The sequence below is a fragment of the Amycolatopsis sp. MEPSY49 genome (genome assembly GCF_051337345.1).
Taxonomy (GTDB): domain Bacteria; phylum Actinomycetota; class Actinomycetes; order Mycobacteriales; family Pseudonocardiaceae; genus Amycolatopsis.
Genome location: NZ_JBDLYJ010000004.1, coordinates 730,293 through 745,018 on the forward strand (window position 1 = coordinate 730,293; position 14,726 = coordinate 745,018).

Here is a 14,726-nt window from a genome sequence, read left to right on the forward strand (position 1 = left end):
GTCCCACCCCAGTAAACCGGTAGTTCGTTGATTACCAACGGTAACTTCGGGTGAGTGAAAATCGGACTGAACATCGGGTATTGGGGTGCCGGGGACGACTGGGCGAACCTCGAGCTGGCCGGGGAAGCCGACCGCCTCGGGTTTTCCGTGGTGTGGGTGGCCGAGGCCTACGGTTCGGACGCCGCGACCGTGCTGGCGTGGCTGGCGGCGCGGACCGAGCGGATCGAGCTGGGCAGCGCGATCCTGCAGATCCCGGCGCGCCGCCCGACGATGACCGCGATGACGGCGGCGACCCTGGACAACCTGTCCGGCGGCCGGTTCCGGCTCGGGCTCGGGGTTTCCGGCCCGCAGGTCGCCGAAGGCTGGTACGGCGTCCCGTTCGGGAAACCGCTGGAGCGCACGCGTGAATACGTGGAAATCGTGCGGAAAGCCCTGCGGTACGAACGGGTCCGCCACGACGGCGCCCATTTCCGGCTGCCGCTGCCCGGCGGCCCGGGCAAGGCTTTGCCGCTCGCGGTGCCGCCGGTACGCGAGCACATCCCGCTCTACCTGGCCTCGCTCGGCCCGAAGAACCTCGAACTCACCGGGGAAATCGCGGACGGCTGGCTCGGCCTGTTCTTCTCGGCGGAGCACGGCGGCGAGGCACTCGACCGGATCCGCGCGGGCCGCGCGAAGATCGGCGAAACCCTGGCCGGCTTCGACGTGGTGACGACGGTCCCGCTGGCGGTCGGCCCCGACTGGCGCCGGGCGGCCGACCACGCCCGGCCGTACGTCGCGGGGTTCGTCGGCGGAGCGGGCAGCCGGGAGCGCAATTTCTATCGCGACCTGGTGGCCCGCATGGGCTACGAAGCCGCGGCCGACGAGGTCCGCGAGCGGTACCTGACGATGGACTACGCCGGCGCGATGGCGGCGATCCCGGTGGAGTTCCTCGACGCGACGTCGTTGCTCGGCCCGAAGGAGCGCATCGCCGACGGGCTGCGCGCGCTCGCCGAGGCGGGGGTGACGACGTTGGCGGTGTCGCCGACGCATTCGGACGTGGAGGTCAACCGGGCGGCGCTGCGGTGCGCGGCGGAGGCTTTGGAGCTGGCCGGGGTGGGCGACTGACGCCGTCACTGCTCGGCGGCGTACTGCCAGAACTCCTGCATCAGCGGCGTCGGCTCCGGGCTCGTCATCTCGACCTGCGTCAACAACACCGTCACCGTGCCCGTCGCCGGGTGCAGGTGCCAGGCCGTGCCCGCGCCGCCGACCCAGCCGTAGCGGCCCGGGACCTCCCACGGCCGCGTCGCCTGGACGTCGACCGAGCCGCCGTAGCCCCAGCCCTGGCCGTGCAGGAACAGCCGGCCGGCTTCGCGCTGGGCCGGGGTCAGGTGGTCGGTCGTCATCCCGTGCACCGACTGCGCCGTCAGCAGCCGGTGGCCGTCGACCGTGCCTTCGGCCAGCAGGAACCGGGCGAACTTGAGCAGGTCGTCGGCCGTCGAAACCAGGCCCGCCGCGCCGGACGGGAACGCAGGCGGGCTGCTCCACCGGCCCTCCGGCGAGTCGATCAGCCGCAGCCCGCTCTCGCCGGGCCGGTACGCGCTGGTGAACCGGCCCAGCGCGGCGGTCGGCACCGCGAACCCCGTGTCGGCCATGCCCAGCGGCTCGAACAGCCGCTCGGCCAGGAACTCCGGCAGCGGCCGGTCCGCCACCCGCGCGATCAGCGCGCCCTGGATGTCCGAACCGGTGCCGTACAGCCACGCCTCCCCCGGCTGGTGCAGCAGCGGCACCTGCGCCAGCGCGGCCAGCCACTCGTCCGGCGCCAGCGCCCGCGGGGCCGCCGCCGGATGGCCCAGCACCTGCAGCAGCAGGTCGACCGCGGGCAGCGTCATGTCCGCCGCGAGGCCGTACCCGCAGCGGAACGTCAGCAGGTCGGCCACCGTGATCGGGCGGACGGCGGGCACGACGTCGTCGACCGGCCCGGCCGGCGTCCGCACGACCACCGGCGACGCCAGCTCCGGCAGCCACCGCGCGATCGGGTCGTCCAGCGCGAGCTCGCCGTCGTCGACGAGCAGCAGGACCGCCGCCGCGACGATCGGCTTGGTCAGCGACGCGATCCGGAACAGCGCGTCGCGCGCCATCGGCACGGTGCCCTCGGCGTCGGCCGAGCCGACGGCCGCCACTTCGAGCCGGCCGCCGCTCGCGACGAGCGCCACCGCGCCCGGCACGTCCTCGATGTGCTTGGCCAGCACCTCGGTCAAGGTCACCATGGTCAGTCCAGGGGGTTGATGGCGCGCAGGCGCCGCGGGCCGGTGTCGGGCCGCGACGGCGGCGGCCCCAGCACGAGACGGGCGTTGGCGACGAAGGCGCCGTCCGGCGACGCCAGGATCGGGTCGAGCACCAGTGACCGCACCTCCGGGTTGTCCTCGGCCAGCGCGGCGACGCGCAGCACCATGTCCTGCAGGGCGGCGAGGTCGGCGGGCTCGTCCCCGCGGTAGCCGGTGAGCAGCGGCGCCGTCCGCGGCTCGCGCAGCAGCGTGGCCGCGTCGACGTCGGTGAGCGGCACCGCCCGGTACGCGCGGTCGCCCAGCAGCGTGCTGACCAGCCCGGACAGCCCGAACGACACGAGCGTGCCGAACGACGGGTCGTCCTGCAGCCCGATCACGCACGACAGGCCCTTCGGTGCCATCCGCTGGACGTAGACGTCGTCGTCATCGGAGATCTCGCGCAGGGTTTCGTAGGCGGTGCGCACGGAATCCTCGGACGCCAGGTCGAGCCGCACGCCCGCCAGGTCGGGGCGGCCGCGCAGCCGCTCGTCGACGGCCTTGAGCGTCACCGGGTAGCCCAGCTCGGCCGCCGCGGCAACGGCTTCGTCCACTGTGGACGCCACGCGGAACGGGACGACGTCGATGCCGTAGCAGCCCAGCAACCGCACGACGTCGGTGTCGGACAGCAGCGTCGTCTTGCCGTTCTCCGCGTCGAGCAGTTCCCGCACGAGCCCCTGCGCCTGCTCGGTGTGGGTCCCGGCCGGCCGCACCAGCGTGCCCTGCGGGCGCTGCCGCCACGCCGCGTACCGGATGACCCCGGCGAGCGCGTTGACGGCGCGTTCCGGGCTCGGGTACGACGGGATCGAGCCGCGCGTCGGCACGCCGTCGCCGGTCGAGACGGCCAGTTCGTCGGGGACGCCTTCGGCGGCGAGGAACGTCGAGACGATCGGCTTGCGCTGCCCGAGTTCGACCACGGTTTCGCGCAGGGCGCGCGCGTACGCCGTGCCGGGGATGGCCACCGGCGGGGCGAACACGACGACCAGCGCGTCGGTGTCCGGCGAGGTGAGGGCTTCGCCGACCGCCTTGGCGAAGTCGTCCGGGCTGGCCTGCGGGCCGACGTCGACCGGGTCGAAGGCCAGCCGCAGCCCCTGCATCCGCGCGGTGTCGGCGGCCAGGAGCCCGATCGCGCTGGAGTTGCCGACGATCGCGACCCGCGGCCCGGCGGGCAGCGGCTGGTGGGCGAACACGAGCGCGGTGTCGAACAGCTGCGCCAGCGACTCCACCCGCACGACACCGGCCTGCTCGAACAGGGCTTGGACGCTGGCCTCGTCGATCTCCGTGGACGTCGCCGCGAGCTGTGGGCGGACCGCGTGCCGCCCCGACTTCACCGCGACGATCGGTTTCGTGCGGGCCAGCCTCCTCGCCAGCCGCGCGAACTTGCGCGGGTTGCCGAAGGACTCGAGGTACAGCAGGACCAGGTCGGTGTCCGGGTCGGTTTCCCAGTACTGGAGCAGGTCGTTGCCCGAGACGTCGGCGCGGTTGCCCGCCGAGACGAACGTCGACAGTCCGAGGCCGCGCGACTCGGCGTCGGCGAGGATCGCGGTGCCGAGCGCGCCGGACTGGCAGAAGAACCCGGTGCGCCCGCGCACGGGCAGGCGCGGCGCGAGGGTGGCGTTCAGCCGGACACCGGGCGCGGTGTTGAGCACGCCGAGGGCGTTCGGGCCGACGACGCGCATGCCGTGCGCCCGCGCCTCGCCGACCAGCCGCAGCTCGGCGTGCAGGCCGTGCGGCCCGGCTTCGGCGAAGCCGCTGGAGAGGATCAGCAGCGTCTTGACGCCCTTCGCGAGACAAGCGTCCAAAACGGACTCGACGGACTCGGCGGGCACCGCCACGACGGCCAGGTCGACCGGGTCCGGGATGTCCAGCACCGACGCGTACGCGCGGACACCGCGGACCGAGCGGTGCTCCGGGTTGACCGGGTAGACGGTGCCGGTGAACGCGGCGGCGAGCAGGTTCGCGAAGGCGACGTGGCCGACCTTGCCCGGCTCGGCGGACGCGCCGATCACCGCGACCGACGTCGGGTGCAGCAGGTTGTGCACGCTGCGCGCCTCGGCGGCCTGTTCCCGGGAGCGCGCGACCGCGAGGGACTCCTCGGTCGGGTCGATGTCGAACTCCAGGTGCAGCACGCCTTCTTCGATCTCGCGGCTGACCTGGTAGCCGGCGTCGCGGAAGACGCGGACCATGGCGGCGTTCTCGGCGAGCACCTCGGCGACGAACCGGCGCAGCCCGCATTCCGAGGCGGCCGCGGCGAGGTGTTCGAGGAGGATCGAGCCGAGCCCGCGGCCCTGGTGCGCGTCGCTGACGACGAAGGCGACCTCCGCCGACGGGCCGTGGTCGAGCCGTTCGTACCGGCCGACCGCGACGATGTCGTCGCCGAGGAAGGCGGCGAACGCGACGCGGTCGTGGTGGTCGACGGTGGAGAACCGCTTCAGGTCCTTCTCGGGGATCCGCGGGTAGGCGCCGAAGTAGCGGAAGTAGCGGGTGCGCTCGGACAGCTTGGCGTGGAAGGCGACCAGGCCGTCGGCGTCGGTGGGGACGATCGGGCGCAGGTGGACGGTGCCGCCGTCGGACAGCACGACGTCGGCTTCCCAGTCGCGGGGGTAGTCGAAGGGATCCCGGCCGGTCATCGTCAGTCCCTGGGGTCGTCCGGGTCGAGGCCGTGCAGGGGGAAGACGGCGCGGCGGGTGTCCCGGACGGCGACGTCGACCGGGTCGTCTTCGCCGTCGCCCCACGGCTTGAAAGCGGTCTCCCGGTCGTCGGTCATCGCGCTGGGGAGGTCGGCGTGCGGGGCGGCCTTGGTGACGGTTGAGACCCAGCCGGGCGGCAGCGGCGTCGCGGGGGCGACGTCCCGGTCGAGGACGGTGGCGATCAGGTGCGTCCACGACCGCGGGACGACGCGGATCAGCTGGTACCCGCCCCCGCCGACGGCGATCCACTTGCCGCCGGCGTAGGTCTCGGCGAGGTCGCGGAGGGTGGCGTAGATGGTGCGGTGGCCGTCGACGGAGAGCGAGAGATCGGCCAGCGGGTCTTCCTCGTGCGAGTCGACACCGCACTGGGTGAACAGCAGCTGCGGCTCGAAGTCGGCGAGGAGTGACGGCACGACGGCGTTGAAGGCGCGCAGCCAGCCGGGATCGCGGGTGCGTGGGGGCAGCGGGACGTTGACGGAGGTGCCGTCCGCTTTTCCGCGGCCGGTTTCGGCGGAGTAGCCGGTGCCGGGCCAGAGCGTGAAGGGGTGCTGGTGCATCGAGATGGTGAGGACGCGGGGGTCGTCGTAGAAAGCAGCTTGGACGCCGTCGCCGTGGTGGACGTCGGTGTCGATGTAGGCGATGCGCTCGAAGCCGTGGTCGAGCAGCCAGCTTATGGCCACGGCGCAGTCGTTGTAGACGCAGAACCCGGACGCCTGGTCGCGCATGGCGTGGTGCAGTCCCCCGGCGATGTTGACGGCCCGGGTCGCCTCCCCTTCGGCGATCTTCCGGGCGGCGAGGAGGGTGGAGCCGACGACGAGGGCGGAGGCGTCGTGCATGTCGGTGAAGACGGGGTTGTCGGCGGTCCCGAGCCCATGCCCGACATCCCACCCGACGAGCGGCGCCTCCCGCACGGCGGCGATGTATTCGGGGGCGTGGATCCGGAGGAGCTCCTCGTCGCCGGCGCCGGTGGGGATGAGCAGGGGGACGTCGTCGAGCACGCCGAGCTCGGTGGCCAGCCGGACGGTGAGCTCCAGCCGGACGGGGTTGAACGGGTGTTCGCCCCCCAGGTCATAACCGAGAAGGGCGGAGTCCCAAACGACGGCCGGCGACATGCGGTCGACTCTAGTGCCGATCGGGGGAACGCGTGGACCGGAAGTGGCGGGCGCGGGGTAGCCCACCGGGGCGGCGGCAGCTCGGCGGGCTACCCGGCGCCGGCTCGCGATGGCACGGCCGGGCAGGTCGCCGGCGCAGCCGGCTCACCGGCACGGCGGCGGCTCGATGCCGTGGACTGCCATCCGCCGGTCCGTGGTGGCGCAGTCAGGCAGCTGCCGCCACGGCCTGCTCGCCGAAGCGGGCGGCGGCACTAGCGCGATGGCTCAGCCAGTCCGGTGCTCGCCGTCCTCGGCGCAGGGCAGCTGCCCGCCGCTGCATCACAGGCCGGCAGGCTTATCTCCTGCGTCCCGGCTGCCCACCCACCGCTCCACGGTGGCGGCCGGGTGAGTCACCCCGCCGGCCTGCTGGTGCTCAGCCGGGCAGGTCGCCCGTCGCGGCCGGGCGCTGCGGGTCGCGGGACCAGTGGGACCACGAGCCCGCGTACAGGCCCGCGCCCGGGTGGCCTGCCAGCTCCAGCGCCAACACCACCGAACTCGCCGTCACTCCCGAGCCGCAGTACGCGCCGACCGGCTCGCCTGGCCGCAAGCCCAGGTCCGCGAACCGGGCGGCGAGCTGCTCGGGCGCGTGCCAGTGACCGTCGTCGGTTGTGTGGGCCGCGAACGGGGCGTTCACCGCGCCCGGGATGTGTCCTGCCCGCGGGTCGACCGGCTCGGTCTCGCCCGTGTAGCGCGGCTTCGCGCGCGCGTCCAGCAACAAGCCGTCGCGGGCCAGGGCCGCTGCCTCGTCCGCGTCGAGCACCGGCATGCCGCCCGGCCGGACCGTGATGTCGCCCGGCTCGGGCGCCGGCTGCTCCGTGCTCACCCGGTGACCGTCGGCGGTCCACGCAGCGTAACCGCCGTCGAGCACCGTCACCTCGTCGTGGCCGGCCCAGCGCAGCAGCCACCACGCCCGCGCGGCCACCGAGCCGTCGGCGTCGTCGTAGACCACCACCGGCGCGCCCGTGCGGACGCCGGCCGCGCGCAGGTCGCGCTGCAGGTCGGCCGGGTCGGGCAGGGGGTGCCGGCCGCCCTCGCCCGGCTCGGCCGCGAGCACGCGGTCGAGGTCGGTGAAGACCGCGCCGGGCACGTGGCCTTCGCGGTAGGAATCGGCGCCGGGCGGGCCGGCGAGCCGCCAGCGGACGTCGAGGACGACGGGCCGGTCCCCGGCCGGGCCGGCCAGCGCGGCGGCGAGGTCGGTGGTGCTGATCAGCGGACGCATGCCTCCCATCTTCCTGCGGCCGCCCGCCCGGCCGCGCCGGGGTGCGGACATGTCCGTCACCGGCGAGTTGTCACCGATCTGGCCGAAAGCAGGCGGAGACGGACCGGAGCGATCTCCTCGTGGTGCCGGTTTCCGCCGTGGCTGCCGGTCCGATCGGTAACCATCGGCGCAGTATCGCCAAGGCCCGCCGCCGCTGTCGGGGTCAACGACTACGATGAGCAACGCGGACGAAGGGGACAGCGTGAACGATCTCATCGACACCACCGAGATGTACTTGCGTACGATCTACGAGCTCGAAGAAGAAGGTGTCGTTCCGCTGCGCGCCCGCATCGCCGAGCGCCTGCAGCAGAGCGGCCCGACCGTGAGCCAGACCGTCGCCCGGATGGAGCGCGACGGCCTCGTCGTGGTCGCCGACGACCGGCACCTCCAGCTGACCGACCACGGCCGCGAGCTGGCCATCGCCGTCATGCGCAAGCACCGCCTGGCCGAGCGCCTCCTCGTCGACGTCATCGGGCTCGAGTGGGAGCACGTGCACAACGAGGCGTGCCGGTGGGAGCACGTGATGAGCGAGGCCGTCGAGCGCAAGCTGGTCAAGCTGCTCGACCACCCGACCACCTCCCCCTACGGCAACCCGATCCCCGGCCTGGACAAGCTGGGCGACGGCGACCCGGCCCCGCCCGCGGAGGCCGACCTCGTCCGGCTCGACGAGTTCGCCCGCACCGGCGGCGGCCGCGTCGAGATCCGGCGCATCGCCGAGCACGTCCAGCTGGACGAGTCGCTGATGACCGAGCTCAAGTCCGTCGGCATCGTGCCGGGCGGCACGGTCACCATCGGCAAGGCCAACGGCGGCACCGTCGAGGTCACCGGCGGCGAGACCACCGCCCAGGTCGCCAGCTCCGCGCTGCACGCAGTCCTGGCGCAGGCCAGGTGAGCCCCGCTTCGGAGGCCGTGGCGGCGTTCCGCACGGTCCACGGAGTCGCGCCCGCCGGCGTGTGGTCCGCGCCCGGGCGCGTCAACCTGATCGGCGAGCACACCGACTACAACGACGGCTTCGTGCTGCCGTTCGCCCTGCCGCACCGCCTGGCCGCGGCGGCCTCGCCCCGCGAGGACGGCGTACTGTCCGTGGCCACTCTGGGCGACGACGGCCAGCTCCAGCGCTCCGGCGAACTCAAGATCGCCGACCTTGCGCCGGGCACGGTCGACGGGTGGGCCGCGTACCCGGCGGGGGTTGCCTGGGTGCTGCGCGACCAGGGCTTCAGCGCCGGCGCCGACCTGGTCATCGCCGGGGACGTGCCGTCCGGCGCGGGCTTGTCCTCCTCCCACGCGCTCGAGTGCGCGGTCTCGCTGGCGTTGCTGGGCCTGGCCGGGCTGGAGCTCGGCGCCCCCGGCGACCGCGTCCCGACGCGTCCGCAGGTGGCGCGGTGGGTCCAGCGCTCGGAGAACGACTTCGTCGGCGCGCCCACGGGCCTGCTCGACCAGACGGCGTCCCTCTGCTGCACCGAGTCCCACGTCCTGTTCCTCGACGTGCGCTCCGGCGAGCAGGAGCAGGTGCCCTTCGGCCTGGCCGACGCCGGGCTGCAGGTGCTGATCATGGATACCCGCACGAAGCACTCGCACGCCGAGGGCGGGTACGGCGAGCGCCGCCGCGGCACCGAGCGCGCCGCCGAGCTGCTCGGGGTGAAGGCGCTGCGCGACATCACCGTCGAGGGGCTCTCCGCGGCTCTCGACCGGCTGCCCGACGACCTGGTGCCGCTCGTCCGGCACGTCGTCACCGAGAACCAGCGGGTGCTCGAGGTCGTCGAGCTGCTGCGCGCCGGACGGCTGGCCGACATCGGGCCGTACCTGGACGCCTCGCACGTCAGCATGCGCGACGACTACCGGATCTCCACGGCCGAGCTGGACCTCGCGGTCGACTCGGCGCGGGAGGCCGGCGCGCTCGGTTCGCGGATGACCGGCGGCGGCTTCGGCGGCTCGGCGATCGCGCTGGTCCGCGACGCCGACCTCGACGGGGTCAAGGCGGCCGTCGAAGCGGCGTACGAAAAGGCCGGCTACCGGCGGCCGCGGATGTTCACCGCGGTGCCGTCGCGCGGCGCGGGCCGCGACGAGGTCTGAGGCCGCGCGGGTCCGCGCGGGGCAACCCCCGGGCGGACCCGCGCGTCGGCCAGGGGGAAGACTGTGGCGCACAGTCACCCTCGACAGGAAGGCCTGGACGTGTCGGAGCAGAGCAACGCCCTGAAGCTGGTCGTGACGGGCGGAGCCGGGTACGTCGGCAGTGTCTGCGCCGCCCGGCTGATCGAGGCCGGGCACCAGGTCACCGTCGTCGACGACCTGTCCACCGGGCACGCCGACGCCGTCCACCCGGACGCGCGGTTCGTCGAGGGCGACGCCGCCGAGGTGGCGGGCAGCCTGCTGCGCGAGGGCTTCGACGGCGTGCTGCACTTCGCGGCCAAGTCGCTGGTCGGCGAGTCGATGACGGAGCCGGCGAAGTACTGGGAAGGCAACGTCGTCACGTCGCTGCGGCTGCTCGAGGCCATGCGCGAGCACGGCACGCCGCGCCTGGTGTTCTCCTCGACCGCGGCGACCTACGGCGAGCCGGAGCAGTCGCCGATCCCCGAGTCCGCGCCGACCCGGCCGACCAACACCTACGGCGCGACGAAGCTCGCGATCGACCACGCGATCACCAGCTTCGCCGGCGCGCACGGACTGGCCGCGGTGAGCCTGCGGTACTTCAACGTCGCGGGCGCGTACGGCGCGTTCGGGGAGCGCCACACCACGGAAACCCATCTCATCCCCCTCGTCCTCCAGGTCGCCACGGGCGACCGCGAAAAGATCCAGATCTTCGGCGACGACTACCCGACGCCGGACCACACGGCGATCCGCGACTACATCCACGTGGTGGACCTCGCGGACGCGCACCTGCTGGCGCTGAAGAGCGCGACGGCGGGTTCGCACCGGATCTACAACTTGGGCAACGGCACGGGGTTCTCCGTTCTGCAGGTGATCGAGGCTTGTCGTGAGGTGACGGGCCACCCGATCCCGGCGGCGGTGGCGCCGCGGCGGGCGGGCGACCCGTCGGTGCTCGTGGCGGCCAGCGACCGGGCCCGGGAGGACCTGGGGTGGAAGCCGGAGCGGACCGAGCTGGCGGAGATTGTGCGGGACGCCTGGGAGTTCACCCAGGCTCGACGGGGCTGAGGTCCCGGGTCGTTCGGACGGAGTCGCGTACTCCGGAGCTGGCAGGAACGGCTGCCAGCCGCGAGCCTGACCGCCGTCGACCGGCGGCGGTCAGGCTCGGCCGGCAGCACGCGGCCCCGGAACGCCTAGGACGCCAGGCAGCTCACCCGGACTCGACCGGGCGCGCACAGGGCGAAGAACCCTCTGCGCCCCACTCCGACTGGGCTCCCACCAACTCCGTGAGTCCACAATCGACAGTCACCGGCGAAACCGCCTCCGCCTCCTCGAACTCCGGTGGCTCCAGCCCGAACCCGGACACACCTGCCGGGTCCGCCGCCAACGCCAACCCCAGCAGCTGCTCGGGTGGCATGCCGCGGCGCAGCACTGTTCTCAACAACCCGGCCAGCACGTGATCCGGGTCCGCCTCCAGCGCGTTCTCCAAGGCCATGCCCGCGAAAGCCCCGTCGCCGCGCATGAAGGACGTGTATCCCAACAGTGTTGCCGCTTCGGCTCGCTCCGGTGCCGGGAGTTCCTGGACCAGCGTCAACCACAGCCGCTCGGCCTCGCGCGCCGGTGGGGTGTGGGGCGGGACCGCCATGCCCAAGCACGCGTCCCGGATTTCCGGGAGCGTCAACGCGCTCGCCAGCAGGACCGCTTGCTCGTCCGTCGGCGAGCCCGCGCCGCGGCGTTGGCGCTCGAACGCTGCTCGGATCACCGATGCCGCCTCGGAAACGCATGCCGGCTCGGGCCAGGGCAATGACGACGTGCCGGACAACGACGCACTCCGGCGGGCCACTGCTTCCGGGGAACGGGGAGCCAGCAGCGCCTCCAGCTCTTCACGGCTGTCGAACGCGACCCAACCGGCTTCCGTCGCCGACGCTGCCGCGACCGTCGCCCGGGGGTCCGGGAGCTCGCCGTGGCAGTCCGGGTCCGTGTAACAGCCCCACGGCGCTCCCTCGGTGATGTCCGCGGCCCACAACGCGTGCAGCACCGGGATGCCCAGCTCGTCCAGCGCGTCGGCCAGCTCGGCCGCGAAGCCCGCGTGCGGCGGCGGGCTGCCGGGTCTTCGGCCGCCGCCGATCAGCGCCAGGGTCACGGCCGTCGGCGGCGACAGGACGTACCTCGCCGCGAGCGCGCGGGCCTGCCGCGTCCGGTCTTCCGGGTGCGGGAGATCGCCGCGCAGGACCAGGCCCACGCGGTCGGTGCGGTGGCCGAGCAGGACGACGGAGTTCGCGGGCCGGAACCCGATCAGGTACGGGAGCGCGGCCAGCAGCAGCGCGGGATTTCGGAGTTCTACCGGCGGGCGGCCGGTCGGGGTGGAAGTGGTCATGCCTCCAGCGTGGGGCAGGACGGGGCCGGATGGGGCGGGGGCGGCGAATCTGTGGATGGCCGGGGCCGATGTGGACGGAACCGGGCGGGCGGCGCCCGGGCGGCGGGTTTTTGTCGGTGGGGCGGGCTAGGGTGCCCGGCCCCACCGACCGGTCCGACCTCAGCCGCAGTGCTCGAACCCGCTCTCGTAGGTGTTGCCGCCCACCGAGCCGCCCCACTTCACGCAGGTGGCGGCGGCGGTCTTCTTCACCGGCCCGGCGTAGTAGGTGAAGCTGCCGGAATCGGTCACCCGCGCGGAACCTTCGACCTCCAGGAACGCCGACACCGGGCTGGCCGTGCCGAGCGACGTCGCCTTCAGCGTCGTCACGCAGTTCGCCTTGGTCGAGGAGTTGTACAGCAGGTACGCCGTGCCCGAAGAGTTCGCCAGCGCCTGCTGGTCGACGACCGAGAAGCCGTCCCCGCAGACCTCTTCGGCGGAGTACGGGTTGCCGCCGCAGTTGTTCTTGCTCGTGAAGTTCGTGTGGCCGTAGTACGGCACGGCGACGCCGTTCAGCTTCGCCTTCTGCACCACGCCGTCCAGCCGCTCTTCGAAGTGCAGGTGCGGGCCGGTGACGCCGCCGGTCGCGCCCGCCTTGCCGATCTCCTTGCCGAGGGCCACGGACTGCCCGACCGAGACCTCCTGGGCCGACAGGTGCGCGTACCGGGTGCGCCAGCCGCCGCCGTGGTCCAGTTCGATCCACTTGCCGTAGCTCGTGCTGCCTTCGTCGGCCACCCGGGTCACCGTGCCGGACGCCGAGGCGAGCACCGGCATGCCGGTGATGCCGTCCTTCTGGAAGTCGACCGAGTACGCCGGGCTGTGGCCGCTGAACGTCGCCGCGGTCACGGTGACCCCGCACTTGAACGGCACCTGGAAGTTCGGCGCCGCCGACGCGGGCGCCTGGCCGGCGAGGGTGAGGCCGAGCGCGGGGAGCGCCGCGGCGGCGGCGAACACGGCGAGCCGTCGCAACCTGGACATGGGGCTTACCTCCTGACGAACGGGACAGCTTGACCCCACGAAGGGAAGCCCCCGTCGGTACATTTTCCGTACAAGCACCCGCGGAGGACACCCGGAATGACACCCCCACGACCTCGGTTCCCCACGGCGCAGGGCTGGCTGCGCTGGGGGCTCATCGCGGTGCCGATGGTCACCGCGATGCACCGCGCGGACGCGCTCGCCTGGGTGCTGATCGGAATCACCCTCGTCCTGTCGATCCCGATGCCCTGGATCGCCGACCTCGGCGCCCGGAGGACGTCGGCGGTCCTGTCGCTCGCCGTGATCGCGGCCGCGGGCGCGCTGTGGGTGGTCCTGCCGGGCAGCTGGGCGACGGTGGCGATGTTCAGCACGACGTTCTTCGTGGTGCTGCGGCAGTCCCCGGTGCCGGTCGTGCTGGCGGTCGTGCTGAACGCCGCGCTGATCACCGCGGCCTGGGTGGCCCACCAGGACCTCTGGGAAAGCGCCCTGTCGACGTATGCGGTCCTCGCCGTGATCGTGCTGATGGGGCTGAACCGGCGGACGCGCAACGCCCGGGTCGAACAGACCGAGCTGGCGCTGGCCCGCGCGCAGACCGCCAACGAGGAGCACGCCCGCGCGGCCGCCCTCGCCGAACGGGCCCGCATCGCCCGCGAGCTGCACGACGTGCTCGCGCACTCGCTGGCCGGGCTGTCCCTGAACCTCCAGGGCGCCCGGCTGATGCTGGTGCGCGACGGGGCGAGCCCGGACGCCGTCGCGCAGATCGAACGGGCGCAGAAGCTGGCGTCGGACGGCCTCGCCGAGGCCCGCCAGGCCGTGGCCGCGCTGCGCGAGGACGCCGTGCCCGTCGAACGCGCGATCGCCGACCTGCTGGCCGCCTACCGGCTGGACAGCGGGGCGCGGGCGGACCTCAAGGTCGAGGGCGAACCGCGCGAACTGGACGCGGCAGTCGGCACCGCGCTGGTCCGCGCGGTGCAGGAAGCGCTGGCCAACACGCGCAAGCACGCGGCGCAGGCCGACGTGGACGTCACGCTGGGGTACACCGACAGGTCGGTGGAGCTGACCGTGGCCGACCGGCAGGGCAGGCGGCCGCCCGACGCGCCGGCCGCAGGCTACGGTTTGCGCGGGATGAACGAGCGGGTCGCGCTGCTCGACGGGCGCCTGGACAGCGGGCCGGGGGAGGACGGATGGCGGATTCACCTGACGGTGCCGGCGTGACGCTGCGCGTCGTGCTGGCCGACGACCAGGCGGTGGTCCGGGAAGGCCTGGTCACGCTGCTCGGGCTGCTGCCCGGCGTCGAGGTGGTCGGCGCCGCCGCCGACGGCCTGACCGCGCTCGACCTCGTCGCCGAGCACCACCCCGACGTCGTCCTGGTCGACTTGCGGATGCCGCGCTGCGACGGCGTCGAAACCACCGAACGGATCCGCGCCGAGCACCCCGGCACCGAGGTCGTCGTCCTGACCACCTACGCCGACGACGAGTCGCTGCTGGCCGCGTTGCGCGCCGGCGCCCGAGGTTTCCTCACCAAGGACGCCGACGCCGAAGCCATCGCGCGGGCCCTGCGCTCGGCGGCCGCCGGGCAGTCCACAGTGGACGGCGAACTGCAGCGGCGGCTCGTCGAAGCCGCCACCCGCAGCACGCCCCGGCGGGTCAAGGAGGTCGAAGGCCTGACCGCCCGCGAGATCGAGGTGCTGCGGCTGATCGCGGCGGGCCTGTCGAACACGGAGATCGCGCGCACGCTCGTGGTGAGCGAGGCGACCGTGAAGACCCACGTGAACCACCTGTTCGCCAAGGCCGGGCTGCGGGACCGCGCGCAGGCGGTCGCCTTCGCCTACCGGGCGGGCATCGCGGACTGAC

The 14,726-nt window shown here is 73.4% G+C and carries 12 protein-coding genes; 6 read left to right on the plus strand and 6 right to left on the minus strand.

The window, feature by feature from the left end; all coding sequences use genetic code 11:
• Positions 1 to 54: 54 nt before the first annotated feature.
• Positions 55 to 1,104, plus strand: coding sequence for an LLM class F420-dependent oxidoreductase (locus ABFJ78_RS22920; protein WP_436388366.1), 1,050 nt, complete (start codon positions 55 to 57; stop codon positions 1,102 to 1,104).
• Between the two features lie 5 nt (positions 1,105 to 1,109).
• Here the strand turns inward: ABFJ78_RS22920 and ABFJ78_RS22925 are convergent, their stop codons facing one another.
• From ABFJ78_RS22925 to ABFJ78_RS22940, 4 genes are all read right to left on the minus strand, one after another.
• Positions 1,110 to 2,246 (minus strand): serine hydrolase domain-containing protein, encoded by a 1,137-nt coding sequence (locus tag ABFJ78_RS22925; RefSeq protein WP_436388367.1) that lies wholly within the window; start codon positions 2,244 to 2,246, stop codon positions 1,110 to 1,112.
• Between the two features lie 2 nt (positions 2,247 to 2,248).
• A complete protein-coding gene (locus ABFJ78_RS22930; protein WP_436388368.1) occupies positions 2,249 to 4,930 on the minus strand; it encodes a bifunctional acetate--CoA ligase family protein/GNAT family N-acetyltransferase in 2,682 nt (893 codons plus the stop codon).
• Positions 4,931 to 4,932: 2 nt separating this feature from the next.
• Positions 4,933 to 6,102 (minus strand): acetoin utilization protein AcuC, encoded by a 1,170-nt coding sequence (locus ABFJ78_RS22935; protein WP_436388369.1) that lies wholly within the window; start codon positions 6,100 to 6,102, stop codon positions 4,933 to 4,935.
• Positions 6,103 to 6,514: 412 nt separating this feature from the next.
• Complete coding sequence (locus tag ABFJ78_RS22940) at positions 6,515 to 7,360, minus strand: sulfurtransferase (RefSeq protein WP_436388370.1); 846 nt, start codon at positions 7,358 to 7,360, stop codon at positions 6,515 to 6,517.
• A gap of 214 nt (positions 7,361 to 7,574) precedes the next feature.
• On the opposite strand from ABFJ78_RS22940, the gene ABFJ78_RS22945 reads away from it, so the two are divergent.
• The 3 genes from ABFJ78_RS22945 (at position 7,575) to galE (ending at position 10,552) form a co-directional block, all read left to right on the plus strand.
• Positions 7,575 to 8,291, plus strand: a complete 717-nt coding sequence (locus ABFJ78_RS22945; protein ID WP_364445806.1) for a metal-dependent transcriptional regulator — start codon at positions 7,575 to 7,577, stop codon at positions 8,289 to 8,291.
• Positions 8,288 to 9,472, plus strand: a complete 1,185-nt coding sequence (gene galK / locus ABFJ78_RS22950; RefSeq protein WP_436388371.1) for a galactokinase — start codon at positions 8,288 to 8,290, stop codon at positions 9,470 to 9,472. Before ABFJ78_RS22945 ends, galK begins: the two co-directional genes overlap by 4 nt.
• A gap of 99 nt (positions 9,473 to 9,571) precedes the next feature.
• Entirely contained in the window at positions 9,572 to 10,552 is a 981-nt protein-coding gene (galE, locus tag ABFJ78_RS22955) for a UDP-glucose 4-epimerase GalE (protein ID WP_436388372.1), read from the plus strand.
• A 142-nt stretch (positions 10,553 to 10,694) separates the two neighbouring features.
• Here galE and ABFJ78_RS22960 read toward each other — a convergent pair whose 3' ends face one another.
• Together ABFJ78_RS22960 and ABFJ78_RS22965 are read right to left on the minus strand one after the other, a co-directional pair.
• Positions 10,695 to 11,861 (minus strand): DUF4192 domain-containing protein, encoded by a 1,167-nt coding sequence (locus ABFJ78_RS22960; protein ID WP_436388373.1) that lies wholly within the window; start codon positions 11,859 to 11,861, stop codon positions 10,695 to 10,697.
• A 159-nt stretch (positions 11,862 to 12,020) separates the two neighbouring features.
• A complete protein-coding gene (locus ABFJ78_RS22965; RefSeq protein ID WP_436388374.1) occupies positions 12,021 to 12,875 on the minus strand; it encodes a M23 family metallopeptidase in 855 nt (284 codons plus the stop codon).
• Between the two features lie 96 nt (positions 12,876 to 12,971).
• Here ABFJ78_RS22965 and ABFJ78_RS22970 point away from each other — a divergent pair, with 96 nt between their 5' ends.
• A complete protein-coding gene (locus ABFJ78_RS22970; protein ID WP_436388375.1) occupies positions 12,972 to 14,087 on the plus strand; it encodes a sensor histidine kinase in 1,116 nt (371 codons plus the stop codon).
• Complete coding sequence (locus ABFJ78_RS22975) at positions 14,084 to 14,725, plus strand: response regulator (RefSeq protein ID WP_436388436.1); 642 nt, start codon at positions 14,084 to 14,086, stop codon at positions 14,723 to 14,725. The genes ABFJ78_RS22970 and ABFJ78_RS22975 overlap by 4 nt, the downstream gene beginning before the upstream one ends.
• The last annotated feature ends 1 nt before the right edge of the window (position 14,726 follow it).